Raw genomic sequence first — 25892 nt, 5'->3', positions numbered from 1 at the left:
AAGCCGACCTACGCATTGACGCGGCCGTCGGGTAGGTCGGATTAGGCCCACAGGGCCGTAATCCGACAACATTGTTGGTCGTAATATTTTACGCCGGGCGATTGAGCAAATGCGCATGCGCGTCGCGCAGCATCGTGGCCGTCGTGTCCCAGTCGATGCAGCCGTCGGTGACGGAGCAGCCGTAGGTCAGTTGCGACAGGTCTTGCGGGATCTTCTGGTTGCCGCTGACGATGTTCGATTCGATCATCACGCCGACCAGCGAGCGGTTGCCCTGGCGGATCTGGTTGACTACGTCGGCCATTACCAGCGGCTGCAGTTCCGGCTTTTTATAGCTGTTCGCGTGCGAGCAGTCGACCACCAGGTTGGCCGGCAGCTTGGCCTTGGCCAGCGCCTGTTCGGCGATGGCGATCGAGACCGAGTCGTAGTTCGGACGGCCGTCGCCGCCGCGCAGCACCACGTGGCCATACGCGTTGCCGCGCGTGCGCACGATGGCCACATTGCCTTCGGCATTGATGCCCAGGAAGGAGTGCGGGTGGGCCGACGACAGGATGGCGTTGACGGCGATGCTGATGTCGCCATCGGTGCCGTTCTTGAAGCCGACGGGCGTCGACAGGCCGGACGACATTTCGCGGTGCGTCTGCGATTCCGTGGTGCGCGCGCCGATGGCCGTCCAGGCGATCAGGTCGCCCAGGTATTGCGGCGAGATGGGGTCCAGCGCTTCGGTGGCGGTGGGCAGGCCCAGTTCGCACACGTCGAGCAGGAACTGGCGCGCCTTTTCCATGCCTTCGTTGACCTTGAAGGAATCGTCCATGTACGGATCGTTGATATAGCCTTTCCAGCCCGTGGTGGTACGCGGTTTTTCGAAATACACGCGCATCACCAGCAGCATCGTGTCCTTGACTTCCTCTTGCAGCGCTTTCAGGCGGCGCGCGTAATCGAGGCCGGCGACGGGGTCGTGGATCGAGCACGGACCGACGACGACGAACAGGCGCTGGTCCTTGCGGTCGATGATGTTGCGCAGCGCTTCGCGGCCGCGGCTGACGGTGTCGAAGGCGCTTTCCGACAGGGGCAGTTTGGCGTGCAGTTCGGCCGGTGTCGGCATGGGCGCGAAAGAGGTGACGTTGATATTTTCGATGTCTGGCGTATTCATGATTCTGGCTCGGCTTTCGCTATTGCGTTCTTTAAGAGGCAATAGTGTAGCGGAAATGCGGCCTGGCGGCGGGAGCGGGACAAAAACGGGAATGGATTGGTTGTTTTTATGGTATGGCCGGCACGCCGCACATGTTCGAGTATCGCTGCTTCGTGCTGGCGTATCGGTGCGTCCAGGCAGGCGATTTGCGGGCATAGCAGGGCGTGCAGCGCATGCTGGCCGGCCCGCAGATACGCATCGAGGCGCGCCGATTCCTGCTGGCGCACGCCCTCCATGGCGTGCAGGCGGCGCAGCCACAGGCGCAGTTCCACGTAGGCGGGCGAGGGCGGCGTCCAGCGCGCGGGGTGATTGTTCTCGCAGTAGTTGGCCAGTACCACGGCGCTGTGCGCCGCATCCTCGGGCAAGCTCAGGCCGCGTAGATAGTCTTTCAGCTGCGCCGGCTGGGCATCGCAGACCAGCATGCCCATGTCAGCCAACGCGCGGGCCGGCGCCTGGCTGTACGGCATATCGAGGCGCATGCAGACGCGCAAGCCCATGACAGGCACGTCGTTCCTTTGCAGCCAGCTGCGCAACCAGCGGTAGCCGGCCACGTCGTTTTCCAGCACCTTGCACAGTACGCCGCCGCCCGAGCGCAGCACGGCTTTCAGCAGCAGCTTGCTCGTTTCGATGCCGACGAAGGCGCTTTCCCCTTTGCTTGCGTGTTCCATGATGAGTCCCCCCTGTGCAGTCTTATACGCAGCGGGGCGCATTTGGATGCAGCCGCGATGCGCATTCATCCAGAAAATAGCTTGAAAGACTGTTGCATTGGCGCCTATTGGGTCTTTCAGCCCCTCTGCAAGGGGAAAAATCCGTGTAAGCTGGCGCCATGACGACTGTTTCCATCCCCCATACCGATGTGGCCGGTGAGCCATTTCCCGCTGCACGTTTTATCAAAGAAATAGGACGCGGCAAGAACGGCGCGCGCAGCATGACGCGTATTGATGCCCGCGCCCTGTATCGCGCCATGCTCGAGGGCCGCGTGTCGGACCTGGAACTGGGCGGCATTTTGTTATCGATGCGCATCAAGGGTGAATCGGTCGACGAGATCGCCGGCTTCCTCGACGCTGCCGAAGCATCGTTCGCCCCGCTGGCCGCGCCGACGGGCGAGTTCGCCCCGATCATCATTCCCAGCTACAACGGCGCGCGCAAGATGGCGAACCTGACGGCCTTGCTGGCGCTGCTGCTGGCGCGCGCGGGCGCCCCCGTGCTTGTGCATGGCGTGACGAGCGACCCGGGTCGCATCACCACGGCCGAAGTGCTGGCCGCGCTGGGCGTGCCGGCTTCGGCTGACCATGCGCAGGCCGAGGCCGCCATGGCGCGCGGGGAAGCCGCCTTCCTGCCCATTGAAGCGCTGGCGCCGCGCCTGGCGCAGATGCTGTCGCTGCGGCGTGTGCTGGGCGTGCGCAATTCCACGCATACCCTGGTGAAAATCATGCAGCCGTTCGCCGGGCCTGCCCTGCGCCTGGTGTCGTACACGCATCCCGAATATCTGGAAATGCTCGGTGAATATTTCCTGACCGCCTCAGATCCCGCGCGCGGCCACGCTTTCCTGATGCGCGGCACGGAGGGAGAAACGGTGGCCAACGCCAACAAGGCGCAGCAGATCGACTGGTTTCACGGGAGCGAACGCACGCTGCTGGTGGAAAAACAGTTGCTGGTGGAAGAGTTGCCGCATTTGCCGGCCGAGCGCGATGCGGCCACCACGGCGGCCTGGATCGGGGCCGTGCTGCGCGGCGAGGTGCCTGTGCCGCCATCGATCGCCGGGCAGGTGGAGCAATGCCTGATGGCATCGCGACAGATTGCAGCACGCCCGCGCTAGCCGCGTCGCCGCAGTTTACAATGGCGTCTTTGTAATCAGCGGTGAGCGGAATTCTTATGGCAAAACAATTTGATGTGGCAGTGATCGGCGCGGGCGCGGCCGGCATGATGTGTGCGGCTGTTGCTGCCCAGCAAGGCAAGCGCGTGGTGCTGATCGATCACGCGGCCAAGCTGGCCGAAAAGATCCGCATCTCGGGTGGTGGACGGTGCAATTTCACCAATATTAACGCCACCCCGCAAAATTTCCTCTCGGAAAACCCGCATTTCTGCAAGAGCGCGCTGTCGCGCTACACGCCGCAGGATTTCCTCGCGCTGGTGAAAAAATACCGGATCGGCTACCACGAGAAGCACAAGGGCCAGCAATTCTGCAATGAATCGGCCGAGCAGATCATCGACATGCTCAAGGACGAGTGCGCCGCTGGCGGCGTGCACTGGCGCATGCCATGCAAGATCGACAATGTTGCCCAGCAAGACGACGGCGGCTTCGTGCTGCAGACGGACAGCGGCGACATCGAGGCGGCCAGCATCGTCATCGCCACGGGCGGCCTGTCGATCCCGAAGATCGGCGCCACCGACTTTGCCTACCGTATCGCCAAGCAATTCGATTTGATGATGGTCGAGCCGCGTCCGGCCCTGGTGCCGCTGACGTTCGATGCGGCCAGCTGGGCGCCGTTCGCGGAATTGTCCGGCATCGCCCTGGAAGTGGATGTGGAAACGGGCAGCCTGAAAGGCCGCAAGGCGACGGGCGCTCGTTTCCGCGAAGATTTGCTGTTCACGCACCGTGGTCTGTCGGGTCCGGCGATTTTGCAGATTTCCAGCTACTGGCTGCCGGGCGAGCCCATCGTCATCAATCTGTTGCCGGAAGCGGACGTGGCGCAGACCTTGATCGAAGGCAAGGGCACCCTGAAGAAGCAACTGGGCAATATCGTCGCGCAATGGCTGCCGCAGCGTCTGGCCGACTGCCTGCTGGCCGTCAACGGCCTGGCGCCGGACGCGCGCATCGCCGACATGCCCGACGCGCAGTTGCGCAAGCTGGGCCAGGCCATCAATGCCTGGTCCATCGTGCCGAACGGTTCCGAAGGCTACCGCAAGGCGGAAGTGACGCGCGGCGGCATCGATACGCGCGAACTGTCGCAGCAGACCATGATGGCCAATAAAGTGCCGGGCCTGTATTTCATCGGCGAAGCGGTCGACGTGACGGGCTGGCTGGGCGGCTACAATTTCCAGTGGGCCTGGGCTTCCGGCGTGGCGGCAGGTATTGCCTTGCAGTAAGCAAGTCTGTAGGATGGGGTTCTGGCGCCCGGTGCGCCGACCCCGGTGCGTGGTTTACGCCACATTCCGGCAGCGACCGCAGGCTGCATGCCGCACGCAAGTGGGGGAGGGGCTTCCCTTTCCGAATAAAAGCTGCTACTATCTATCTCTTCCTATACACCACCTCAACGGTTTGAATTTTACATGACCACTATTCGCCTTAAAGAAAACGAGCCGTTCGAAGTCGCAATGCGTCGCTTCAAACGCACCATCGAAAAAACGGGTCTGCTGACCGAATTGCGCGCACGCGAATTCTACGAAAAGCCAACGGCTGAGCGCAAGCGCAAGCTGGCAGCTGCTGTAAAGCGTCATTACAAACGCATCCGCAGCCAACAACTGCCGAAAAAATTATTCTAAGACTGTTCAGTCAGAACCAACCCGGGTAGTTCGGCGCATTGTTCGCCACGGGTTTTGTTTTGATTCGCCTGGAGTGATACTTCAGATGAGTCGCATACCCGCTCCGGTTCGCCGCAGCGGGTTTTCGCTTTTGTGGCCGTCTGCTTGGAATGTACACGCGAGCGCCGAGCCACACGAGCATCGAGCCCCACTTACCAACACGAGGATTGCCATGAGCTTGAAAGAACAAATTACCGAAGACATGAAAAACGCCATGCGCGCCAAGGAAGCGGGCAAGCTGGGCACGATTCGCCTGTTGCTGGCGGAAATCAAGCGCAAGGAAGTCGACGAGCGCATCGAATTGACGGACGCCCACGTGACGGCCATCGTGGAAAAGATGATCAAGCAGCGCAAGGATTCGATCACCCAGTTCGAAGCCGGTGGCCGCGCCGACCTGGCCGACATCGAAAAAGCCGAGCTGGTGCACCTGACGGGCTATATGCCTGCCGGCCTGTCGGACGAGGAAGTGGCGGCCGAAGTGGCTGCCGCCGTAGCCGCCTCGGGCGCCGCCGGTCCGCAAGACATGGGCAAGGTCATGGCCATCGTCAAGCCGAAGCTGGCTGGCCGCGCCGACATGACGGTGGTGTCCGCGCTGGTCAAGAAAGCCTTGACGCCGGCAGCGTAAGCATACAATAGTAGCAAGGGCTGCCGCCGTCGCGCTGGCAGCCTGTTAACAGCCCACACGTTGACCTGGCTCAACCTCAGGCCACGTGCGGTAGTATAGTCTGACCTATAACAAGACCCGCCCTAGCCAGTGATACCTCAATCCTTCATTTCCGATTTGCTCAACCGCGTCGATATCGTCGATGTCGTGGGCCGCTATGTGCAACTGAAAAAAGGTGGCGCCAATTTCATGGGCTTGTGCCCGTTCCACAGTGAAAAATCGCCCAGCTTTACCGTCAGCCCCACCAAGCAGTTCTATCACTGCTTCGGCTGTGGCGCGCATGGCACCTCGATCGGCTTTTTGATTGAGTACTCGGGCATGGGCTTTGTCGATGCCGTCAAGGACCTGGCGCAGAATGTGGGCATGGTCGTGCCGGAAGCGGACGACAAGATCCCGCCGGCCCAGCGCGCGCAGATCCAGGCGCAAAGCATGGCCTTGTCCGACGCCATGACGCAGGCGTGCGATTATTACCGCGGGCAACTGCGCCACGCGCCGGAAGCTATCGCCTACCTCAAAAACCGGGGCTTGACGGGCGAAGTGGCCGCTCGCTTCGGCATGGGCTTTGCGCCCGGCGGCTGGGACAATTTACGTTCCGTCTTCCCCGATTACGACGTGGTGGCCCTGGCCGAGGCCGGTCTCGTGATCGACAAGGTCGATGAAGAGGGCAACAACCGCAAGCGCTACGACCGTTTCCGCGAACGCATCATGTTCCCGATCCGCAATACCAAGGGGCAAGTCATCGCCTTTGGCGGCCGCGTGCTCGACCATGGCGAACCGAAATACCTGAACTCGCCGGAAACCCCCTTGTTTTCCAAGGGTTTCGAACTATATGGCTTGTTCGAGGCGCGCCAGGCCATCCGCGACGCCGGCTACGTGCTGGTGACGGAGGGTTACATGGACGTGGTGGCGCTGGCGCAGATGGGTTTCCCGCAGGCGGTGGCGACCCTGGGCACGGCGTGCACGCCCACCCACGTGCAAAAACTGCTGCGCCAGACGGACAACGTGATTTTCAGCTTCGACGGCGACAAGGCTGGCCGCCGCGCCGCCCGCCGCGCGCTCGAAGCGAGCCTGGCCCATGTGTCGGACAATAAAACCATCAAATTCCTGTTCTTGCCGTCGGAACACGATCCAGACAGCTATATCCGCGAGTTCGGCGCCGAAGGTTTTGAGCAGCAAGTGCATGAAGCGATGCCGCTGTCGCAATTTTTGCTGAAAGAAGTGTCGGGCGAGCATGATTTGTCGGAGCCGGAAGGGCGCGCCCGCGTGCAGTTCGACGCCAAGCCCCTGCTGCAGCTGATGGCGCCGTCCTCCCTGCGCCTGCAGATCGTGCGCGGCCTGGCGCAACTGACACAGTCCACGCCGGCCGAGATCGAAGCCCTGTTCGAGCTGGCGAAACCCGTTGCCGTGGCGCGCCGCGCGCCGCCGAAATCGGGCCGTCCCGTGCCTGTCGGCCTGGAATTGAAGATCATGCGCATGCTGGTGGCGCATCCACCTCTGACCATGCGCATCGACGAGGCCGCCCTGACCGCCTTCCAGCACCTGGGGCCCGATGCCGCCCACAGCCTGGGGCAGTTGGTGGCCGTGGGCCAGGCGCTGGGCGAGCATGGCAGTTTCGCCGCCTTGGCGCAGCAGTTGAAGGAGCTGGGCAGCGAATACGACGAGATCATCGGCGAGATCGCGGCCGGCACGGAATCCGATTACGACAGCGAATTGTCGTGGCTGGTGAGCACCATCCGCGAGATCAAATTGAATGCCTTGAAGGCGGAATTGCAGCAATTGTTTGCGTCGGGTTTGCCATCCGAGAAAATTGGTGTACGCTACCGCGAAATCATGCAGGAGCAAGGCGAGCTGGAGCGCGAGCGCGACGCCGAGTTGGTTAATCGATAACCTTGCTCTGAGGGTATGTCGCGCACTGGAAAAACATTTTTCGCGTGCTATAATTAAATGCTAAGTATTGTGTGCTTTGGCAAGCTAGTTCTGTTTCGTAAATAGTATTTGTTTTCAGTAAGTTAGGCTCTTGATCGGCGCGGTGGATCGTGTCGGCAGCCAGGGCCAACTGGCGTTTTCGGCGTTGCGGGCATGGCTTGCAGACGCTGGCAAGCCGCGCCAGGCTCTCGCTCCCAACGCGGTCGATGCAGGAATTTTTGCCGAGGCGGCTGGCAACAGCCGGTGGACAGGAATTGCTGCGCTTCCCGCGGATCGTGGCCGATGAGGTGTAAGTAACGTAACAGTGTCGAATTTGCGTAGTCGGCAGGTTCGAAGATGGTGGTTCCCGCAGGTAGACAGGGAACTGGCAGCAAACTTTATCCTAATCCACCGTAAAGCAAGTCGTTGTGTAATCGAAAGCGCCTGTGCCAATCAAGAAACCCGAATCCAAAGCGGCTGCAAAGCCTACTAAAGTTACCACGAAAGCCGAAAAGGCGCTCGACCGGCCAGAAGCGCGCGTGACCAGCGCGCCCGTGGTCAGCCAGACTACCGACGCTGCCACCCTGGCGGCCATCGATACGTCCGGGTATGTCTTGCCATCGGTAAAAGTGCCGGGCCGCCGCGGCCGCAAGCCCAAAGAATTCCAGCCAGAAAATGATGAAGTCGCCGCCCTGAACGCTGTCGAGCGGGCCGAACTGAAGGCCGTCGACAAGGCCAAGGCCAAGGACCGCAAGGCGAAAGAGCGCGCGCTGTTGAAGGACGCGTTCTCGTCCGACACGGAAGCGAGCGAGGAAGAACTCGAGCGCCGGCGCCAGAAACTCAAGACCCTGATCAAGTTCGGCAAGGAACGCGGTTTCCTGACCTACGCGGAAATCAACGATCACTTGCCCGAAAACATCGTCGATCCGGAAGCCATCGAAGGCATCATCGGTACCTTCAATGACATGGGTATCGCCGTCTACGAACATGCGCCCGATGCGGAAACGTTGTTGCTGTCCGATAACGTTGCCGTCGTCACCAGTGATGACGAGGCGGAAGCTGCGGCCGAGGCCGCATTGTCGACCGTCGATTCCGATTTCGGCCGCACCACCGACCCCGTGCGCATGTACATGCGTGAGATGGGTTCGGTCGAGCTGCTGACGCGCGAAGGCGAGATCGAGATTGCCAAGCGCATTGAAGATGGCTTGAAAGACATGATCCAGGCCATTTCTGCCTGTCCCGTGACGATCGCCGAGATCATCGCCGCCGCCGACCGCATTTCCAACGAAGAGATCAAGATCGACGAAATCGTCGACGGTCTCGTCGATGAAAACGAACCGGTCGCCGCCGCTCCTGTCGTCGCTGCTCCCGTCGAAGAAGACGAGGAAGAAGGCGAAGCGGAAGAAGAGGAAGTCGAAGAAGAGGAAGAGGCGAGCGCTTCCGGCGCGGCCGGCTTCTCGGCCGAGCAGCTGGAAACCCTGAAACGCACGGCGCTGGAAAAATTTGCCGTCATTTCGCAGCAGTTCGACAAGATGCGCCGCGCCTTCGAGAAAGAAGGCTACAACTCCAAGCCCTACGCCAAGGCGCAGGAAGCCATTTCGCAAGAGTTGCTGGGCATCCGCTTCACGGCCAAGGTCGTGGAAAAGCTGTGCGACACCCTGCGCGGCCAGGTCGACGAAGTGCGCCATATTGAGAAGCAGATTCTCGACGTGGCCGTGAACCGCTGCGGCATGCCGCGCGCCCACTTCATCAAGGTCTTCCCGGGCAATGAAACCAACCTCGACTGGGTCGATGGCGAAGTCAATGCAGGACACGCCTACAGCGCCATCCTGGGCCGCAACATTCCGACCGTCAAGGAACTGCAGCAGCGTCTGATCGACCTGCAGGCGCGCGTCGTCTTGCCGCTGCCGGACTTGCGCAACATCAACCGCCAGATGGCGGCCGGTGAAATGAAGGCGCGCAAGGCCAAGCGCGAAATGACGGAGGCCAACTTGCGCCTGGTCATCTCGATCGCCAAGAAATACACGAACCGCGGCCTGCAATTTCTCGACCTGATCCAGGAAGGCAATATCGGCCTGATGAAGGCCGTCGACAAGTTCGAGTACCGCCGCGGCTACAAGTTCTCGACGTATGCGACCTGGTGGATCCGCCAGGCCATCACGCGCTCGATCGCCGACCAGGCGCGCACGATCCGTATTCCCGTGCACATGATCGAGACGATCAACAAGATGAACCGGATTTCCCGCCAGATCCTGCAGGAAACGGGCGCGGAACCCGATCCGGCCACCCTGGCGATCAAGATGGAAATGCCCGAGGACAAGATCCGCAAGATCATGAAAATCGCCAAGGAACCGATCTCGATGGAAACGCCGATCGGCGACGACGACGATTCCCACCTGGGCGACTTCATCGAGGACAACAACACCCTGGCGCCGGCCGACGCGGCCCTGCACGCGTCCATGCGCGGCGTGGTCAAGGACGTGCTCGACTCCCTGACGCCACGCGAAGCGAAAGTGCTGCGCATGCGTTTCGGCATCGAGATGTCCACCGACCACACCTTGGAAGAAGTGGGCAAGCAATTTGACGTGACGCGCGAGCGCATCCGCCAGATCGAAGCGAAGGCGCTGCGCAAGCTGCGCCACCCATCGCGCTCCGACAAGCTGAAAAGCTTCTTGGAAGGCAACTAGAAGCCAATAGGGCTTGACGTGCGCCCCTGATACCCCTATCCTCGCGTGTCCGTTTCCAAAACGGCCGCGCGAGGCGGGCATCAACAGCGCCGCCACGCCGCAGTCCCCGGGCCTCTAGCTCATGCTTGGTTAGAGCAGCGGACTCATAATCCGTTGGTGCCGTGTTCGACTCACGGGAGGCCCACCAGAATTTGCAGCAATAGACGAGCCCCGGCGGGTGACTGCCGGGGCTTTTTTCGTGCTGTCGTACAATCGCGGCTTGGCGATTGATGAAGGATGAAACGAGATGACGGCTGAAGTGAAGATGGACGATATCGTGGTGGGCGATGGCAAGGCGGCTGCGCGCGGTGCGCTGGTGACGGCCCATTACCGTGGCTGGCTGGAAGATGGCATGGAATTCGACTCGTCGCACAAGCGGGGCGAGCCTTTCCGCTGTGTGTTGAGCAATAACAAGGTGATCCAGGGCTGGATTTTGGGTTTGCACGGCATGCAGGTCGGTGGCAAGCGCAAGCTGTGGGTGCCGGCGGCGCTGGCGTATGGCGAGCGGCAGGTGGGCTTGATCCCGCCAAACTCCAATTTGGTCTTCGAGATTGAGTTGCTGGAAGTGCTGACGCGCGATTGACACGCGATGGTGCAATCAGGCTGGAACGACGTCGCCGCTTTGCAGCAACAGTTGCTCGACATCGGCGCGCAGCGCCTGCTGCGTGGGGAAGGTGGTATAGCGCAAGGTCACATAGCCGGCCAGCCTGAGCATGGCGTCGCGCTCCTTGTCCTGGCGTTCGCGGCCGGCGTGGCTGCGGTCGTCGAGCTCGATGACGGCGATGACGTACAGTTGCTGGCTGCACAGGACAAAATCGGCCACCTTGCGGTCGAAACGGTTTCTGTTGGCCCATCCCTTCGCCGTCACCAGCGCAGAAAACGCCACTTGCGCCAGCACCGTGCATTCCGGTAGCGCTACTTGCAGCAGGTGTACATTTGCTGTTCGCGCGCCGTCATGACAGGTTTTCTGTGCAGCCGCAGCGTCCTGCGGGATTTGGCCGCCTGGCGCGTGGCCAGCATTGCAAAGAACAGGATCAAGGCCGCGATGGCGAGCAGGACGGTGTAGGAAGACATGCGCTGGCACCTGAATGGACGAGTCCTGATGGTACGCTATGGGCGGCGTGTTTTCGTGCCGCTGCCAGCGTATTTCAGGTGGTGCGCTTGTGGAAGATCAAGCCTGTTTCAGCTTGACTTGCATCATGTCCAGCATTGGCACGATGTCATGCAGGCTGGCCACTTCGCAGGTGGGGATGGCGGCCGAGGTATTGGCCATGCTGTCCGGATTGAACCAACAACTGTCGATGCCGTAGCGGTTGGCGCCCAGGATGTCGGCATCCAGCCGGTCGCCGATGATGACGGTCGCATCCTTGCGGAATGCGCGCGCCATGTTGGCGGCATATTCGAAGAAGCGCACGTCCGGCTTGGCGTGGCCGCACGCTTCGGAGGTGGCGACGAAGGAAAGGTAGTCGCTCAGGCCGGAGGCGGCGATACGGCGGTTCTGGATGGATTCGACGCCGTTGGTGATGATGCCCACTTCGCCGATGCGCGACAGCGTTTCGCACACTTGCTTGGCACCATCGATGAGCACGACCGTGTCCGGCAGCGAGTCCAGATACAAACGGCTGGCCAGTTCCGGGTCGATGGCGATACCGTTCAGCGCAAACGTCTTGCGGAAGCGCTCCACCTTCAGGAAATCCTTGCTCACGTCGCCCGTTTCGAAACGTTTCCACAGGTCGATGTTGATCGCCTGGTATTGGGAAAACAAGCCGTCGATGCCGTCGCGCAAGCCCAGTTCATGCATGGTGTGCAGGAACGAGCGTTTCTCGGACGCCCTGAAATCGAGCAGGGTATCGTCGAGGTCAAACAGGAATAGCTGGTAGGTCATGGTATGTATTGAAAGCGTGGAACTTGTCTTGCATCGTAGCACGTAGTGCTGAGTTCGGTTGGCCGTGTCCTGTGCGGGCGATCCGCTGCCATCGCGGCCAAACTTGTCGCACGCACTCCGTTTTTCCCATGAGCATGCATGAGAAATTCCGCCGAGCACACTATTTGCACTGAAACCTGACTGTTTTCGTTCGCTGTTTAACGGCGGCGACGCACTGTTTGATGCCTGGCAAAGCCATGCGCACGTAGCGCTCGGTACCGGCATACAGGCAGTTCACCTGAAACAGATATTGGGGCGCATCAAAATTGATGTCCCAGTGTTGATACAAGGTGCCGGCGCGTGTCCATTCCCTGACCGGGGCCAGGATGGGCAAGGCTTCACCGTCTGCCGGCGGCTGATCCGCCGGGTAGGACAGCACGCGCACGCTGTCGAGCCTGGCGGTTGGCAGGTTCCAGTTCGATGGGGCTGCGTGCGGGCAAGAAACGGGGGCAATGGGGGCAGCGGCAGCGATGAACAATGCCAGCGGTGCGAGCGGGCTTGATGTGTACCAGAGCAATACGGAGCATTGACACGTGTCATGGCCCTGTCTGGCGCGCGGGCATGCTTACCTATCTACCCACCAGTTGAGCAAGGTTTCATCATCGTCGTCATCGAGGTTGGCGTAGATATTGGCGAAGTACCATTCCACGCCCGTCGCTGTGCGGAAGGCGTCGAAGGGGCCATTGACGCTGTAGATGCCGTGGTGCCCCGGCACGCTGAAGGCGAGGTTGCCCTTGTATTGGCCGTCGAGCGTGCCTCCCAATTGCTCCTGCACGTCACGCTCGAGCTGGTCGACGGCTGCCTGGTCGATGGCATCGGCGTAGATCTGGATGCAGAAGTTGCCGCCGCGCTTGAGAACTTCGGCAGGGGCCAGCGGGTCGGCGATGCTGACGATGTCGCCGCGCGCCAGGTTCAGGGTCAGGCCTGGCGAGGCCAGCAGTTCGTAGACGTGCTCGTCAATCTGACGCGCCGGCAGGGTTTCATACACGGGGCCGTTGGTGTTTTCGCCTGCCAGTACGCGGATGTGCGGCAAGCCTTCGCAATTGATGTCTTCCATTCGTTCTTTCATAGTGCCGACGCGATGCGATGCGCTGCGGGCCGCGCCAGGGTGGGGTTGTGGCAATATTGTACCGGGTACGTGCCAGCTGGCAGGGTACGCAACGGTGCAAACGAGGAGAGGCAATGGAGAATGGGGCGCGGGCAGGCGGCTGTTTATGTGGCGCTGTGCGCTTTGAAGTGACGGGCGAGGGCAGCAATCCGCACAGCTGTTCCTGCCGTAATTGCCAGCAGCACACGGGCGCGCCGACTGTGGCGTGGGTGGAGTTTGCGCGCGATCAAGTACGCTGGACGGGTGCGGCCGGCGTGCCAGCCACCTACCGTTCGTCCGACTATTCCAGCCGGGCCTTTTGCTCCGCTTGCGGCAGTTCCATCGGCGCCATCGACGATGCGCCGACGGTGGCCTTGCTGGTGGGCAGTTTTGATGATCCTGCCCAGGCGGCCTTTGCGCCCGCATACCACTCGTTTGACGATGCCAGACCGGGCTGGTGGCACTTCGATCCGGCCGCTGCTGCACCAGATTCGGTCAGCGCTGGCAAGTAGTCCCGGCGCGTCAGACTTGCGGCGTGGCCAGGAAGGCGGGCAGGGTTTCCGCCGAACGCGCGTAGGCGTGCACGGCCGGGTAGTCGGCCGGCTTGACGATATCGGGCGTTTCCAGTTGGGCGAAGCTCCAGCCGACGGCGATGGTCACGCCCGTCTGGTCGATACTGCCTGTTTCGCCAGGCAGGGGCAGGTGCGCGCATTCCTGTTCCAGCGCGTTCCAGGCGGCATGCAGCTGCATGCTGACCCGTTCCAGCCACGGCGCGTGTTGTTTGTCGAGTGGACGCAGCTTGCGTTCGTAGACGATCTGCACGGCTTTTTCATAGGCGGCCAAGGCTAGGCCCGTCAGGCGCAGTGTGCGCACGCTGTCGGCGAGAAGGCGGTCGGACGTGTCGGGGCGCAGCAGCGACAGATATTGCAGGATCAAGGTGGAATCCATCAGCACTTGCCCATCGTCCAGGACCAGCGTCGGCACCTTGATGACGGGATTGATCTCGCGCACGGCATCCATGTTGCGGAACACGGACAGCGGCAAGTGCTCGTAGCGAATACCCTGCAATTGCAAACAGATGGCGACCCTGCGCACATAGGGCGAGTCGAGCATGCCGATCAGTTTCATGGCCAGTCTCCGGGGTAGTCAGGATTTCCTACGATACCCGATTGCCTGCCCGCTGGCCAGCGTGGTGCTCAATTGTGTGCGCTGATGCCGCTGCGGAACTGTTCAAAACCGGCGCGCGCTGCCTTGTAGCAATTGCCGGCGGCCGCTTCCAGGCCTTCGCGGTCCAGCACTTCGACCGTGCCGCGGCGGTACTGGATCAAGCCTTCGTCCTGCAGCTTGCGCGCCGTGACGGTGACGCTTTCGCGGCGCACGCCGAGCATGTTGGCCATGGTGTCTTGCGTCACCTTCAACTCGTTCGACAGCGAACGGTCGAGGCGGTCCAGCAGCCAGCGGCACAGTTTCTGTTCGATGCTGCAATGACGGCCGCCCACCACGTTCTGTGCCATTTGCGCAAACATGGCGCTGGTATAGCGCATCAGCAATTGCGCCAGCGCGCCGCCTTCGTTGAACACTTCGCGCAGGAAGGCCGTTTTCAGGCGGTAGCCGTAGCCGGCCGTTTGCACGATGGCGGTGCAGGTGGCGCGCTCGGCTTCGTACAGTACCACGCCGGCCACGCCTTCGCGGCCGATGACGGCGATCTCGGTGGTGGCGCCGTCTTCCATCACATACAGCAGGGAAACGATGGCGTTGGTGGGGAAGTAGGTGTATTCAATCTTGCCGCCGCAATCGAACAGGTGCTTGCCGGCAGGCAAAGCGACCAGTTCCAACTGGCAAAACAGGCGCTCCAGATCGGCGCGCGACAAGGCGCGCAGCAATTCGTTCTGTTGCGCGCCCGTGATGCTGATCATGGGTGTGGCGGGAGCGGCTTGCCAGTTGTGCTGGGCGGCGGCGTGGCTATTCGTTGCTGGGGTCAGGTTGCTATAAGCTTTGTACATGGTAGGGCCTCGTCTTTTGATTTTGTGGGATGGCGCTGCTTTTCTGGCTTGCTAGCGTTGTGCTGAATCTTGCATCCACTATAGAACCTGGGACTGCGGGAGGGCATCGGATGAGCCGACGCGCTTATGTAGGCTAGGAACATTGCCTCGTGTCATCCGACTCCTACGCCTGCTGCAACGCCTGCTGCAGCATTTTTCCCTGTGGAAACAACCGTGCTGGGGCAAAAATCCGCCACGCTGTCTGCTGCCCGCGAACTTTGGCCGCATGCAGTGATCAAACCACTCTGCGCTGTTGTACGACGGTGATAAAATGTTGCACTGCGGAAATTTGATTTGTGTATCGGAATGAGCTGCTGTTCTTGCTCTCCATCGCCGCTCACTTCCGCCGCAGCCTGCCCTCACTGCCCGCGCCGTGCATTTGCTGGCGCGCGGCCATCTTGTCCCGTTTACACGTTTAATGAAGGAAAGCAACGCATGAAATGGTTTTTTGATTTGAAAATTGCCACCAAGCTGATCTTGTCGTTTGGCGCCGTGCTGCTGTTGACGGCGGCGCTGGGCGTGTCGGCGATCTTTTCCATGGCGCGCATCAACACCGCGTCGACGGATCTGTCCGACAACTGGATGCCCAGCGTGCTGGCGGCCATGTCCATACGCAGCGATGTCAGCGATTTCCGCCGCTGGGAACTGGCGCACATGTTGGCCGCGCAGGATGCCGACATGGCGCTGAACGAAACGCGCATGGCGGAAACCCAGGCCAAGCTGAAGGCCGATGGCGACAACTACCGCCGCCTGATTTCCGAGCCGGGCGAGCAGGAAGTGTTCGAGCGCTTCCTGGCGCTCAACGATGAATTCATGCGCCTGCACGCAACCATGCTGGGCCTGTCGCGCGAGATGAAAAAGGAAGAGGCGCGCGCGCTGGCCGTGGGGCCTTCCGCCAAGGTCATGACGGACATGATGCTGGCCCTGGATAAACTGGTGTCGATTAACACGGATGGCGGCGTGCGCTCGAGCGCCAGCGCCGATGCAACCTATGCGGCCTCGCGTGCCAGCCTGATCGGCTTGCTGGTGGGTACCGTCGCTATCGGCATGCTGCTGGCGCTGTGGGTGGCGCGCAGCGTGGCGCGTCCGCTGATCGCGGCCGTCGGCGTGGCGCGCCAGGTGGCGGCCGGCGACTTGACGGCGCATATCGTTGTGCAATCGCAAGACGAAACGGGGCAATTGATGCAGGCCCTGAAAGACATGAATGCCAGCCTGCAGAAACTGGTGGGCCAGGTGCGCAGCGGCACCGATACCATCGCCACGGCGTCGAGCCAGATCGCGGCCGGCAACCAGGATTTGTCGTCGCGCACGGAAGAGCAGGCCAGTTCGCTGGAAGAAACTGCCTCGTCAATGGAAGAGCTGACCTCGACCGTGAAGCAAAATGCGGACAATGCGCGCCAGGCCAACACCATGGCGCTGACCTCGTCGAGCATCGCCATCGAGGGCGGCAAGGTCGTCGGCGAAGTGGTGGGCACGATGGCCTCGATCAATGCATCGTCGCGCAAGATCGTCGACATCATCGCCGTCATCGACGGCATTGCTTTCCAGACCAATATCCTGGCCCTGAATGCGGCCGTCGAGGCCGCGCGCGCAGGCGAGCAGGGACGCGGTTTTGCCGTCGTGGCCACGGAAGTGCGCAACCTGGCGCAACGCTCGGCTGCGGCGGCCAAGGATATCAAGGTCCTGATCGGCGATTCGGTCGAGAAAGTCGAGGCGGGATCGAAACTGGTGGACCAGGCAGGCCGCACAATGGATGACATCGTTGCCAGCATCACCCGCGTGACGGACATCATGAGCGAGATCACGGCCGCCAGCAGCGAGCAGAGCGCCGGTATCGAGCAGGTTAACCAGGCCATCGCCCAGATGGATCAGGTGACGCAGCAAAATGCGGCCTTGGTGGAAGAGGCGGCGGCAGCGGCCGAATCGATGCAGGAGCAGGCCGTCAGCCTGAGCGAAGTGGTCAGCATCTTCAAACTCGATGTGGCCAGTGTCGCCGCGCCCCGGCCGCGCGTGCCCGTCACCGTCAAGGCGCCGGCAGCCGTGACGCCGGCCGCGGCCCCGCGTCAACTGGTCAGCACGGCGCGCCGCGCGGCGGCGCCAATTGATGAGTGGGAAAGCTTTTGATTGAATGAAGTTAAGCGCGCTTGCGCGCCTTCTTGATGCCTGGGGGAGTGGGTGCGGCAGCGGCTTGCTGGCGCTGTTGCCACGCCCTCAGGGCCTCTTCGTAGGCGGCCAGGTCTTCCTGGTACATTTCCAGCACGCAAAAAGTGCAACCGCTGTGGCAGCACTCGTCATTGCCCGGTTTGCTGGGCGCTTGCGGTGGCGGATCGTGGAGTAAAGGCGGCGTGGGCATGGTGCGGGCAGGGAGCGGCGGAGGAGGCATCGAAGTTGGCATCATACGGTATCCCGGCGTGCCGTTGCTGGAACGCTTTTTGCTCAAAAATCACGGTTTCCGTGTACAGTTGCGGTGAATTAGGGTATCGTTTACAGCACTGATATTGTATCTTCTGCGCGCGATGTTCCGCCGGCGCGATCTCCGCCGCCATCGCAGCACATCTCTTCGACGCTCCCGCATACGCCATACAGCATGTCCCGGAGCACGGAGGTGCCGCAAGAACAATGATCCATGGCTTGCAAGACGGAGCTGCCTGTGCCCCGAAATGTTGTTTATTGAGAAAGCATGGCTTCCGCAGTGCGGAGGCACACCAGAAAATTTATGTCTGAAACCGAATCGACTCCTACGCCCAGCCCGGCGATTGCCCCTGAGGCGGCGCCCGTCGCCGCTGCGCCTGCACCAGCACCTGCCGCATCCGCTGCTCCCAGCCTGACCTTTGCCGACTTTGGCCTCGCGCCTGAAATCCAGCGCGCACTGACCGATCAAGGCTACACCCATCCGACACCGATCCAGGAACAAGCGATTCCCGTGGTGCTGCAAGGCCGCGATGTGATGGGTGCCGCGCAAACGGGCACCGGCAAGACGGCCGGTTTTTCCTTGCCGATCATCCAGTTGCTGATGGCGCATGCCAGCAGCAGCATGTCGCCGGCACGCCACCCGGTGCGCGCGCTGATCCTGACGCCGACCCGTGAACTGGCGGTGCAAGTAGCCGAAAACGTCAAGGCCTACGCCAAGCACACGCCGCTGCGTTCGACCGTTGTCTTCGGCGGCATGGACATGAAGCCGCAAACCGTCATCCTGCGTGGTGGTGTGGAAATCGTCATCGCCACGCCGGGCCGCTTGCTCGACCATATCGAGCAAAAGAACATCAGCCTGAGCCAGGTACAGATGCTGGTCATGGATGAGGCCGACCGCATGCTGGACATGGGCTTCCTGCCGGACTTGCAGCGCATCATCAACTTGCTGCCGAAGCAGCGCCAGAACCTGATGTTCTCGGCCACGTTCTCGCCAGAAATCAAGAAGCTGGCCGCCACTTTCCTCAACGATCCGCTGACGATCGAAGTAGCGCGCAGTAACCAGACGGCCGACAAGGTCACGCAGGTGGTGTACAAGGTAACGGAAGACCAGAAGCATGCCCTGGTAGCCCATCTGTTGCGCCAGCGCGACCTGAAGCAGGTTATCGTATTCTCGAATACCAAGATCGGCGCCTCGCGCCTGGCCCGCGTGCTGGAGCAGGAAGGCATGAGCGCCACCGCGATTCATGGCGACAAGAGCCAGCAGGAGCGCATGGCGGCGCTGGAAGCGTTCAAGAAGGGCGAGATCGATGTGCTGGTGGCCACCGACGTGGCGGCGCGCGGCCTGGACATTTCCGACCTGCCTTGCGTCATCAACTTCGACTTGCCGTACAACGCGGAAGACTATGTCCACCGCATCGGCCGCACGGGCCGCGCCGGCGCCTCGGGCGACGCCATCTCGATCTACTCGGACAAAGACGAGCGCTTGCTGGCCGATATCGAGAAACTCATCAAGCAAAGCATCAAGCGCGGTGAATTGACGGGCTTCAATCCCGCTCCAGCCCGCAGCAGCGACAGCGAGCGCCGTCCACCGCGCCGTACCGAAGGTGGCGAGGCGCGTCCCGCGCGCGCCCCGGAGAGCCGCCATGCCGGCGACAGCAGCCGCGACAGCCGCTCCGCCGAGCGCGGTGCGCGTCCCGCCTTCGGTCCCGGCGCCCGCCGCGAAAAGGCCGATCCCTGGTTCCTGAAGCCATATGAGCCCGCCAAGGCAGCAGCCCCGGCTGCGGCCAGCATGGCGCCTGTCGCGGCCAAGCCGAAGCAGAAGGTGGCCGCGTTGCTGGGTGGGTTGTTGAAAAGCTGATGCTTTTTGTTGCGACTGACTGCTACCCGTTGTTGTTCGGGTAGTAACAGTGCCAGAATTGATGAATGAAACCCACAAAGTTCAATGTGCACTTTTTGGGTTTTTTTTATGATGAAGAGGCGGAGAAGCTCCCACCGCTATGATATGGTCGTGACAGTCGGGCGCTAGGAAATTGAGATGCAGTGAGCCGACACTGGCCGGATCTGACAGCCGGATATGCACGGCTGTCGAACCAGGTGGCGCCAGCCCGTGTGTTGTACTATCGCAATCAGCCTTGCAGCTGTTGACGGTTATTCTGCCACCAACGACGCCCCAGCACGAAAAAGATGGAGATGCCCAAGCCTGCCAGCAGGCTGCCTAACAGGGCAACTGACGTGCGGGTGGTCCGATTCTTGGGCAAGCTGGGACCGGCAATAAACCGTGTTTTTTCCAGATAGAGACTAATGGCCGAACTATTGTCGACACTGATCTTGTTATAGACTTCCTTGATCGTTTCGTCTTCCATATCCTTGTTGCTAAAAACCGTGTTCTTGATTGGTTCCAGTCCTCGCAGAATGGCTTCGCCAGATTTTGTGCTCTCAGCCAATGCTTTTGCACGATCATAATACTCGGCGAGTATCATATACTGTTTCTGTTCCCGCTTTGCCTTGTAGATGGCTTCATTCGCTTCAGTAATCTCGACTTCGCTAGTCATCAGTTGGCTCATCGGCGACAGGTAGCGTGCCGTATCTTCGGTTATTGATACAAGCTGGCGGGAAGCCTGGCTGGCAGCGTCCGGATAGCGCGTAACGATTTGCTTGAGCTTGACGCCCTTGCGCTGATACGAGTCGATTTTTTCCTTGTTTTCAATGATTTTATTATCCAGCTTGGTAATGGCAGCGGAAATTTCGGAATTCTTAAAGCGTAAAATATCCGTATAAATCATGTAGACAATGGTGTCGACTGTATACCGGCCAAGCAAGCTCACCGCTTGTTGCGCGCTTTCCGGTGTCTTGGCCGCGTAGCTGATGGAAACGGCGATGACATTGTTGTCGGCATCCTTGGTGCCGCTCATCAATTCTTTGGCATCAAGCTTGGTGAACGGAAAGATCGGTTCGATCACCTTGGCAATCCCCCCGCGCGCGGCAAATGTCTGGCTCAACGCGATGACAGTAGGGTCATTTTCGAGATTGTTTTGCCTGATAAATTCATTAAAGCGTTCGCTGGTGTTTAATGGCGATGAAAAGCGCTTGTAGTCAGCCAAAGCGATACCGGGCGCCTGTTCTTTGACTTCCTTGCCATCTTTCTCTACTTTTTTCTCGGGAATAGCGCCGCCGAATTGTAAAAAACCTTCACTTTGGTATTTGCCAAGGAATAAGGCACTCGAAGTGCCGAGTATCGCCACCAAGGCCGTTCCCGCCAGAATAACGCCACGCGATTTCCATAAGATGGTGAGGAAATTTGTCAAATTGAAGTCATCATCTTCAACGTAAACTTCCGATTCATTCAATTCGTGATGCTTTTCCATAAGTTCTCTTTTTTAATTTTCCAGCTCGCCATTTCAACATAGGAATGGCGAGGATGTTTCAAAGGGCTAGTCTGCCATATCGCTCAGTCCTGTCTGGGGATGCCGGGCGAATATGATTTCGCGATATGTATTACCTGAAGGGGATGAGTTCTCTACGGTTACTCTTGATGAAAAATTTGATTGCTATTGAGTGAAAAAATGTGCCAAGGACAATAGTCGATGTTGATTTTTATATTGCGAGCTTCATTTTTTCGGAGAGCAGATTTTTTCAAAAAATATTATAGGGGAATAATGGGAGACGTGAAAATAGGTATTTGTTACAATTTGTTAGCTTTCTTGTCTCGTTATCCATATACTCCCCCTATTTTTATTTGAGGCAGGCTTCAGTCGGTCATTCGGATCATGTTAAAAAATTACTATCCTTGAGCGGTGGCGATTTATCTTCTGCAGTAGCCTGTTGACGCCTCTGCTCTGTCCATATCAGGTCTTCGATACCACATTGCGGTACATATTCGTGAACTGCCCGTAGCAGCAGATTACGTAGCGCCTCGAAATTGAAGTCATTGCATGCAAGATCCATATCCGCCAAGATCTTTTTCAAATCTTGCCAAGGCACTTCCGATTCCTCTGCCCGCATGATGAGGGGATGCTCGGTGCCTTCAACATTGCCCCCAATTAATAGCTCTTCATAGAGCTTTTCTCCGGGGCGCAGACCCACATGCTGTATTTCAATACCGTCCGGTGCCGACTTGCTCTTCACTTCCAGGCCACTCAAATGGATCATGCGTTCAGCCAGATCCATGATCTTCACGGGTTCGCCCATGTCAAGAACGAATACGTCGCCGCCAGTTCCCATGGCGCCGGCTTGCAGGACAAGTTGGGCGGCCTCAGGAATGGTCATGAAATAGCGTGTGATTTCCGGATGTGTCAGGGTGATGGGGCCACCGGCCTCGATCTGCCGACGGAATAGGGGAACGACCGAACCAGACGAACCCAGGACATTACCAAAACGTACCATGCAAAAGCGCGTGTGGCTCTGTTCGCGTGTAAATGCCTGCAAAATGAGTTCCGCGAGGCGCTTGGTTGTGCCCATCACATTGGTTGGGCGTACCGCCTTGTCCGTGGAAATCAGGACAAAATATTTGACATGGGCCGCCATCGCCGCCTTGGCAATGCTGAGCGTGCCGAAGACATTGTTGCGGACCCCCTCGATGGGGTTATGTTCCACCAACGGCACGTGTTTATAGGCTGCCGCATGATACAGCGTTTCCACTGAGAAGGACTGCAAGATACGCTGACATTTATCAGTATCGAGCACGCTACCGAGGAAGGGCAGTATCTCGACGCCTAACTCATATCCTTCATTAATGCCTCTTAACTCCTGCTTGATGGAATATAGAGCAAATTCGGACATGTCCAGCAAGACGAGGCGCGCAGGTTTCAATCGGATGATCTGGCGACACAGTTCGGAACCGATCGAGCCACCAGCGCCCGTGACCATGACGGATTTGCCGACAATGCAACTGGATATCAGCGACAGATCGGGCGATACCTGGTCACGGCCCAGCAAATCTTCAATTTCGATGTCGCGGACATCTTGCACGCGTAACTCACCACTGACCAGGCTTTCCACCGGCGGGGTAACCTTGATCTTTACTTTCAGGTGTTCAAGGCTATTGAGAATTTTTTTCTGTTCTGCCTTGTTCAGGGCAGGCATGGCCAGCAGTATCTCGTTCACCCCATATTTCTCGATCACATCGGCCAGCGCATTGGATGGATGGACTTTAATGCCAGAAATAGTTGCATCACGCAATTCTTTCATATCATCGATGAACGCCACCGGCATGTACTCGCGGCCGGCACGCAAGGCACTGGCCAGTTGCACGCCAGCTTTGCCCGCGCCATAGATGGCGACGCGAGTATAGCGACGTCCCATCTGGTGGAGTAGTACTCCCCGTGCGAGAAAGCGGCTGGCCACTACATAGGTCAAGGCACTCACCCAATAAATGCCGAATACGCCGCGTGAGAGTCCTGCCATATGCGTCAATAGCCCCGCCAGTGCCAGTAAAACAGCGACCGACAGGGTGACACCGAAGAGGACCACATACACGATTTTCTGATCGATGAAGCGGATGACGGCGCGGTACAGGCCAATTTTGATAAAGATGGGAATGGCGACGATGGGGGCCGCAACAATGATCCAAAAATAGCTGAGGAACAAGTTCAGGTTAACGACATCGTAGCGCAAAATAATCGCCAGACAAAAGGTCAACGGCAAGAATATCAAATCAGCAGTAACAGCAATGAGCTGTTTCTTGAATCGTGATAAATCAATAATTAATTTCATTTTGACGAATAATTACTTTAGAAAGGATAAGAGCAGCGATGGTTTCGCTGCAAACCGTTGGGATATTGTAAAAACAATACTGTTTCCAATGTAAAACTCATCAATGCGTGACGCCATCGCGGCGTACTACCTTGAGTGCCGTCAGGAGGATAATTTTTAAGTCGAAGAAGAACGATTGCTGCTGCATATAGGTCAGATCGAGTTTGACCTTTTCCGGAATCGGCAATTCATCGCGGCCATTGATCTGTGCCCAGCCGGTCAGACCTGGCAGTATGCGGTCGATGCCGTATTCTGTCCTTAGTGCGATCAAATCCTGCTGGTTGAACAGGGCGGGACGGGGGCCGACAAAGCTCATGTCGCCGCTCAGGATGCTCCACAATTGCGGTAACTCGTCAAGGCTGGACTTGCGCAGGAAGGAACCTATCGGCGTGAGAAACTGCCCGGGATTAGTGAGCAAGTGCGTTGCCACGGCTGGTGTGTCTATACGCATCGTACGGAACTTTGGCATGCGGAAAATCTTGTTGCGCACCCCGACCCTGTCCGACCAGTAAATGGCAGGCCCTGGTGAGGTGAGCTTGACAAGTAGGGCGACGATGAGAATCGGGATGGCAAAGACGAGCAGCAATACGGAAGAAAGGGCGAAATCAAATAATCTTTTCATTGGAGTATTTTTATTGTTTTGAAGTAAAAGAAGTCACGGTCTTGTTGATGGCGTCCTGCATCGCATGGGCGGGCTGCCAGTTCAGCATACGTTTGGTCTCGCTAATATCAACCTGCAATGAGTCAAGTAAGCGGCTCGCATCCATCGATTTTCCTGCCAGGCGCGCCAACGCCACAAGCAGGCCGGGAGGAACGGGTATGAGCCAAATATGTTTCTTCATGCCGCTTGCCAACATGCGCAGTAACTGTGCAATGCTGACATCGTGGTCATCTGACACAAGGAATATTTTTCCTGGTGCTTGTGCATGCCATGTACTGAGCGCAATCAAATCAACAAAATTCTCCAGTGCAACCATACTGCGGACATTGTGTACGGCGCCGAATGGTAATGGTACACCGCGCTGTACCAAACGCATCAATCTTTCAAAATTGGCGCGTACGCCAGGTCCATAGATCAACGGTGGGCGCAGGATAACGATTTCCATGCCCGTTTCGCGTCCAATGGCCAGCAGCGCCTGTTCGGCTTCGTGTTTGGACATGCCGTAGGGGTCTTGTGGATTCGCCGCATCACTGGCCTGGAACGGGCGACCAGGAAGCGTCTGCTCGCCATTCACCTTTAACGAACTGATGAAGATGAATCTGCGGATGCCGGAAGCCGCTGCCTGGCGCGCCAGATTGATGCTACCTTGCACGTTGATACGACGAAATTCGTCCATAGGAGACGCTGCCGTATCTCGCATGACGTGGACCCTGGCCGCAAGATGAATGACCACCTCCACACCATTGAGCGCCGCGCGCCAATCCTGTGTTTCGAGCGCATCGTTGCATTGGAAGAACGTCATGTTGGGTGCTGCGCATGGGATGTGGCTACGCGCGGCGCACACCACGCGCGCCCCGGCCTGGACGCCAAGACGCTGTGTCAGCCCCCGGCCGACAAAGCCCGAGGCGCCCGTCACGAGAAAACTATGGGGATTAAAAGATGTGTGCATAGCCGCTCGAAATTCTGTCCCATGTGTACAATTGATCCGCCAATTGTTTCATCTGATGTCCCAAGAGCGTCAGCTTGGCCTCGGTCAGGCTGTTCAGCAATTCAGTTAATTCTGCAGACGTGTCAAAAAAATACGCCTGCTGGTTGGTCGTTTCGCGGTTGAAGATGCAGCCATAGGCAAGCACTGGCAAGCCCAGGCTCATCGCTTCGACCAGTGAAGGATTGGTTCCGCCAGCGCTGTGGCCGTGGACATACACTTGGCAGGCAGCGCGTAGCTGATTCAGGATAGTGTGATCGTAGATTGGGTCGAGCAAATGCAAATGGGAAATTCCCGCATATTTTTGCCTTAATTGCTTGCCATATTCGCTATTATCCCAGTTGCCCACGATGACAAGATCCATCGTGGGCGCGCTGGCGAATGCCTCGATAATCATGTCGATATTGTTTTCAGGCTCGATGCGGCATACTTTAAATGCGTATTTCACGCGATCGAGTTCATATTTTGCCAATATGACATCATCCCGTTGTGGACGTACAGCATGGTCGCCCCCATAGGCGATCAGTGCGCTATCGCGTCCATATTGCGTTTTGACATAGTCCTGGATTGCTTTGTTGTCTGTCACGACCTGGTCGGCATAGCGTACGGCGGCCGATTCCGATAGTTTCAGGAACCATTTGGCAAAGCCACTCCATTTGGCCCGGCGCCACTCGAGGCCATCAATATTGATGACAAATTTTTTGCGCGATATGAGCTTCAGCACAGGCATGAAGATACAACCGGACACCCCCAAGACCACGATCGTATCGGCATAACGGATGGCTTTCAACATCGACCACAGATCATAGATGATGCTTTGCATGCCATTGGCATCGAGGTTGATGTAGACCAGCTTGGCGCCATTATAGGTTGCCAGTTTCTCCGGGTATTTTTCAGCGCAGCAATATACGGTGAAATCGAAGGAAGTGGACAAGTGCGTCGTCAGGTGGTCGACAAGTGTTTCCCATCCTCCATATTTGGCTGGCAATCCGACGGAACCTACGATAGCGATTTTTTTCAT

The 25892-nt window shown here is 58.8% G+C and carries 25 protein-coding genes and 1 tRNA gene; 11 read left to right on the top strand and 15 right to left on the bottom strand.

Translation table 11 applies throughout. The features are described 5' to 3' along the window. Positions 1–88: 88 nt before the first annotated feature. Both AC54AF_RS07705 and AC54AF_RS07700 read right to left on the bottom strand, forming a co-directional pair. A complete protein-coding gene (locus tag AC54AF_RS07705) occupies positions 89–1150 on the bottom strand; it encodes a 3-deoxy-7-phosphoheptulonate synthase (RefSeq protein ID WP_496636071.1) in 1062 nt (353 codons plus the stop codon). Then, positions 1147–1857, bottom strand: coding sequence for a hypothetical protein (locus AC54AF_RS07700; RefSeq protein ID WP_496636070.1), 711 nt, complete (start codon positions 1855–1857; stop codon positions 1147–1149). Before AC54AF_RS07700 ends, AC54AF_RS07705 begins: the two co-directional genes overlap by 4 nt. Positions 1858–2015: 158 nt before the next feature. On the opposite strand from AC54AF_RS07700, the gene ybiB reads away from it, so the two are divergent. From ybiB to AC54AF_RS07660, 8 genes are all read left to right on the top strand, one after another. After that, on the top strand, positions 2016–3008 hold the full coding sequence (ybiB, locus tag AC54AF_RS07695) for a DNA-binding protein YbiB (RefSeq protein ID WP_496636069.1): 993 nt from the start codon (positions 2016–2018) through the stop codon (positions 3006–3008). A gap of 56 nt (positions 3009–3064) precedes the next feature. Beyond that, positions 3065–4279 carry a BaiN/RdsA family NAD(P)/FAD-dependent oxidoreductase gene (locus AC54AF_RS07690; RefSeq protein WP_496636068.1) on the top strand — a complete coding sequence of 405 codons (1215 nt, stop codon included), beginning with the start codon at positions 3065–3067 and terminating at the stop codon, positions 4277–4279. Positions 4280–4462: 183 nt separating this feature from the next. After that, the gene (gene rpsU / locus AC54AF_RS07685) at positions 4463–4675 is read left to right on the top strand and encodes a 30S ribosomal protein S21 (RefSeq protein WP_008451879.1); all 213 of its coding nucleotides are present in this window, start codon (positions 4463–4465) and stop codon (positions 4673–4675) included. Positions 4676–4886: 211 nt separating this feature from the next. Next, the gene (locus AC54AF_RS07680; protein ID WP_034746974.1) at positions 4887–5339 is read left to right on the top strand and encodes a GatB/YqeY domain-containing protein; all 453 of its coding nucleotides are present in this window, start codon (positions 4887–4889) and stop codon (positions 5337–5339) included. 129 nt (positions 5340–5468) lie between these two features. Then, the gene (dnaG, locus tag AC54AF_RS07675) at positions 5469–7265 is read left to right on the top strand and encodes a DNA primase (RefSeq protein ID WP_131685402.1); all 1797 of its coding nucleotides are present in this window, start codon (positions 5469–5471) and stop codon (positions 7263–7265) included. A gap of 464 nt (positions 7266–7729) precedes the next feature. Further along, on the top strand, positions 7730–9970 hold the full coding sequence (gene rpoD / locus AC54AF_RS07670) for an RNA polymerase sigma factor RpoD (protein ID WP_496636067.1): 2241 nt from the start codon (positions 7730–7732) through the stop codon (positions 9968–9970). Between the two features lie 108 nt (positions 9971–10078). Beyond that, positions 10079–10157: transfer RNA gene (locus tag AC54AF_RS07665), tRNA-Ile, on the top strand. Positions 10158–10256: 99 nt separating this feature from the next. After that, positions 10257–10592 (top strand): FKBP-type peptidyl-prolyl cis-trans isomerase, encoded by a 336-nt coding sequence (locus AC54AF_RS07660; protein WP_496636066.1) that lies wholly within the window; start codon positions 10257–10259, stop codon positions 10590–10592. A 15-nt stretch (positions 10593–10607) separates the two neighbouring features. Here AC54AF_RS07660 and AC54AF_RS07655 read toward each other — a convergent pair whose 3' ends face one another. The 5 genes from AC54AF_RS07655 to AC54AF_RS07635 all read right to left on the bottom strand — a co-directional run bounded on the left by AC54AF_RS07655 (position 10608) and on the right by AC54AF_RS07635 (position 12990). After that, entirely contained in the window at positions 10608–10907 is a 300-nt protein-coding gene (locus AC54AF_RS07655; RefSeq protein WP_496636065.1) for a DUF2726 domain-containing protein, read from the bottom strand. A 17-nt stretch (positions 10908–10924) separates the two neighbouring features. After that, positions 10925–11083, bottom strand: coding sequence for a hypothetical protein (locus AC54AF_RS07650; RefSeq protein ID WP_496636064.1), 159 nt, complete (start codon positions 11081–11083; stop codon positions 10925–10927). Between the two features lie 97 nt (positions 11084–11180). Then, entirely contained in the window at positions 11181–11894 is a 714-nt protein-coding gene (locus tag AC54AF_RS07645; RefSeq protein ID WP_496636063.1) for a YjjG family noncanonical pyrimidine nucleotidase, read from the bottom strand. A 160-nt stretch (positions 11895–12054) separates the two neighbouring features. Beyond that, positions 12055–12450, bottom strand: coding sequence for an STY0301 family protein (locus tag AC54AF_RS07640; RefSeq protein WP_496636062.1), 396 nt, complete (start codon positions 12448–12450; stop codon positions 12055–12057). 48 nt (positions 12451–12498) lie between these two features. Next, positions 12499–12990 (bottom strand): DUF4265 domain-containing protein, encoded by a 492-nt coding sequence (locus tag AC54AF_RS07635; protein ID WP_496636061.1) that lies wholly within the window; start codon positions 12988–12990, stop codon positions 12499–12501. Positions 12991–13115: 125 nt separating this feature from the next. Between AC54AF_RS07635 and AC54AF_RS07630 the strand changes: the two genes are divergently transcribed. Continuing rightward, the gene (locus AC54AF_RS07630) at positions 13116–13532 is read left to right on the top strand and encodes a GFA family protein (RefSeq protein ID WP_496636060.1); all 417 of its coding nucleotides are present in this window, start codon (positions 13116–13118) and stop codon (positions 13530–13532) included. Between the two features lie 10 nt (positions 13533–13542). On the opposite strand, the gene AC54AF_RS07625 is transcribed toward AC54AF_RS07630, so the two are convergent. After that, complete coding sequence (locus AC54AF_RS07625; protein WP_496636059.1) at positions 13543–14148, bottom strand: glutathione S-transferase; 606 nt, start codon at positions 14146–14148, stop codon at positions 13543–13545. Positions 14149–14216: 68 nt separating this feature from the next. Continuing rightward, on the bottom strand, positions 14217–14936 hold the full coding sequence (locus AC54AF_RS07620; RefSeq protein WP_035828139.1) for a Crp/Fnr family transcriptional regulator: 720 nt from the start codon (positions 14934–14936) through the stop codon (positions 14217–14219). 561 nt (positions 14937–15497) lie between these two features. Here AC54AF_RS07620 and AC54AF_RS07615 point away from each other — a divergent pair. Beyond that, a complete protein-coding gene (locus tag AC54AF_RS07615) occupies positions 15498–17186 on the top strand; it encodes a methyl-accepting chemotaxis protein (RefSeq protein WP_496636058.1) in 1689 nt (562 codons plus the stop codon). 10 nt (positions 17187–17196) lie between these two features. Here the strand turns inward: AC54AF_RS07615 and AC54AF_RS07610 are convergent, their stop codons facing one another. Beyond that, a complete protein-coding gene (locus tag AC54AF_RS07610; RefSeq protein WP_496636057.1) occupies positions 17197–17460 on the bottom strand; it encodes an oxidoreductase-like domain-containing protein in 264 nt (87 codons plus the stop codon). Between the two features lie 318 nt (positions 17461–17778). Between AC54AF_RS07610 and AC54AF_RS07605 the strand changes: the two genes are divergently transcribed. Beyond that, on the top strand, positions 17779–19332 hold the full coding sequence (locus AC54AF_RS07605; RefSeq protein WP_496636056.1) for a DEAD/DEAH box helicase: 1554 nt from the start codon (positions 17779–17781) through the stop codon (positions 19330–19332). Between the two features lie 268 nt (positions 19333–19600). Here the strand turns inward: AC54AF_RS07605 and AC54AF_RS07600 are convergent, their stop codons facing one another. From AC54AF_RS07600 to AC54AF_RS07580, 5 genes are all read right to left on the bottom strand, one after another. Beyond that, positions 19601–20839 (bottom strand): lipopolysaccharide biosynthesis protein, encoded by a 1239-nt coding sequence (locus tag AC54AF_RS07600; protein WP_496636055.1) that lies wholly within the window; start codon positions 20837–20839, stop codon positions 19601–19603. A gap of 400 nt (positions 20840–21239) precedes the next feature. Further along, the gene (locus tag AC54AF_RS07595) at positions 21240–23186 is read right to left on the bottom strand and encodes a polysaccharide biosynthesis protein (protein WP_496636054.1); all 1947 of its coding nucleotides are present in this window, start codon (positions 23184–23186) and stop codon (positions 21240–21242) included. A gap of 100 nt (positions 23187–23286) precedes the next feature. Continuing rightward, on the bottom strand, positions 23287–23847 hold the full coding sequence (locus AC54AF_RS07590) for a sugar transferase (protein ID WP_496636053.1): 561 nt from the start codon (positions 23845–23847) through the stop codon (positions 23287–23289). 10 nt (positions 23848–23857) lie between these two features. Next, positions 23858–24835 (bottom strand): UDP-glucose 4-epimerase family protein, encoded by a 978-nt coding sequence (locus AC54AF_RS07585; protein ID WP_496636052.1) that lies wholly within the window; start codon positions 24833–24835, stop codon positions 23858–23860. Beyond that, a complete protein-coding gene (locus AC54AF_RS07580) occupies positions 24819–25892 on the bottom strand; it encodes a DUF1972 domain-containing protein (protein WP_496636051.1) in 1074 nt (357 codons plus the stop codon). The genes AC54AF_RS07585 and AC54AF_RS07580 overlap by 17 nt, the downstream gene beginning before the upstream one ends.

Source organism: Janthinobacterium sp. JF4 (genome assembly GCF_059617925.1).
Note: the sequence above shows the minus strand (reverse complement) of the source record. Positions and strands in the feature narration are given on the sequence as shown.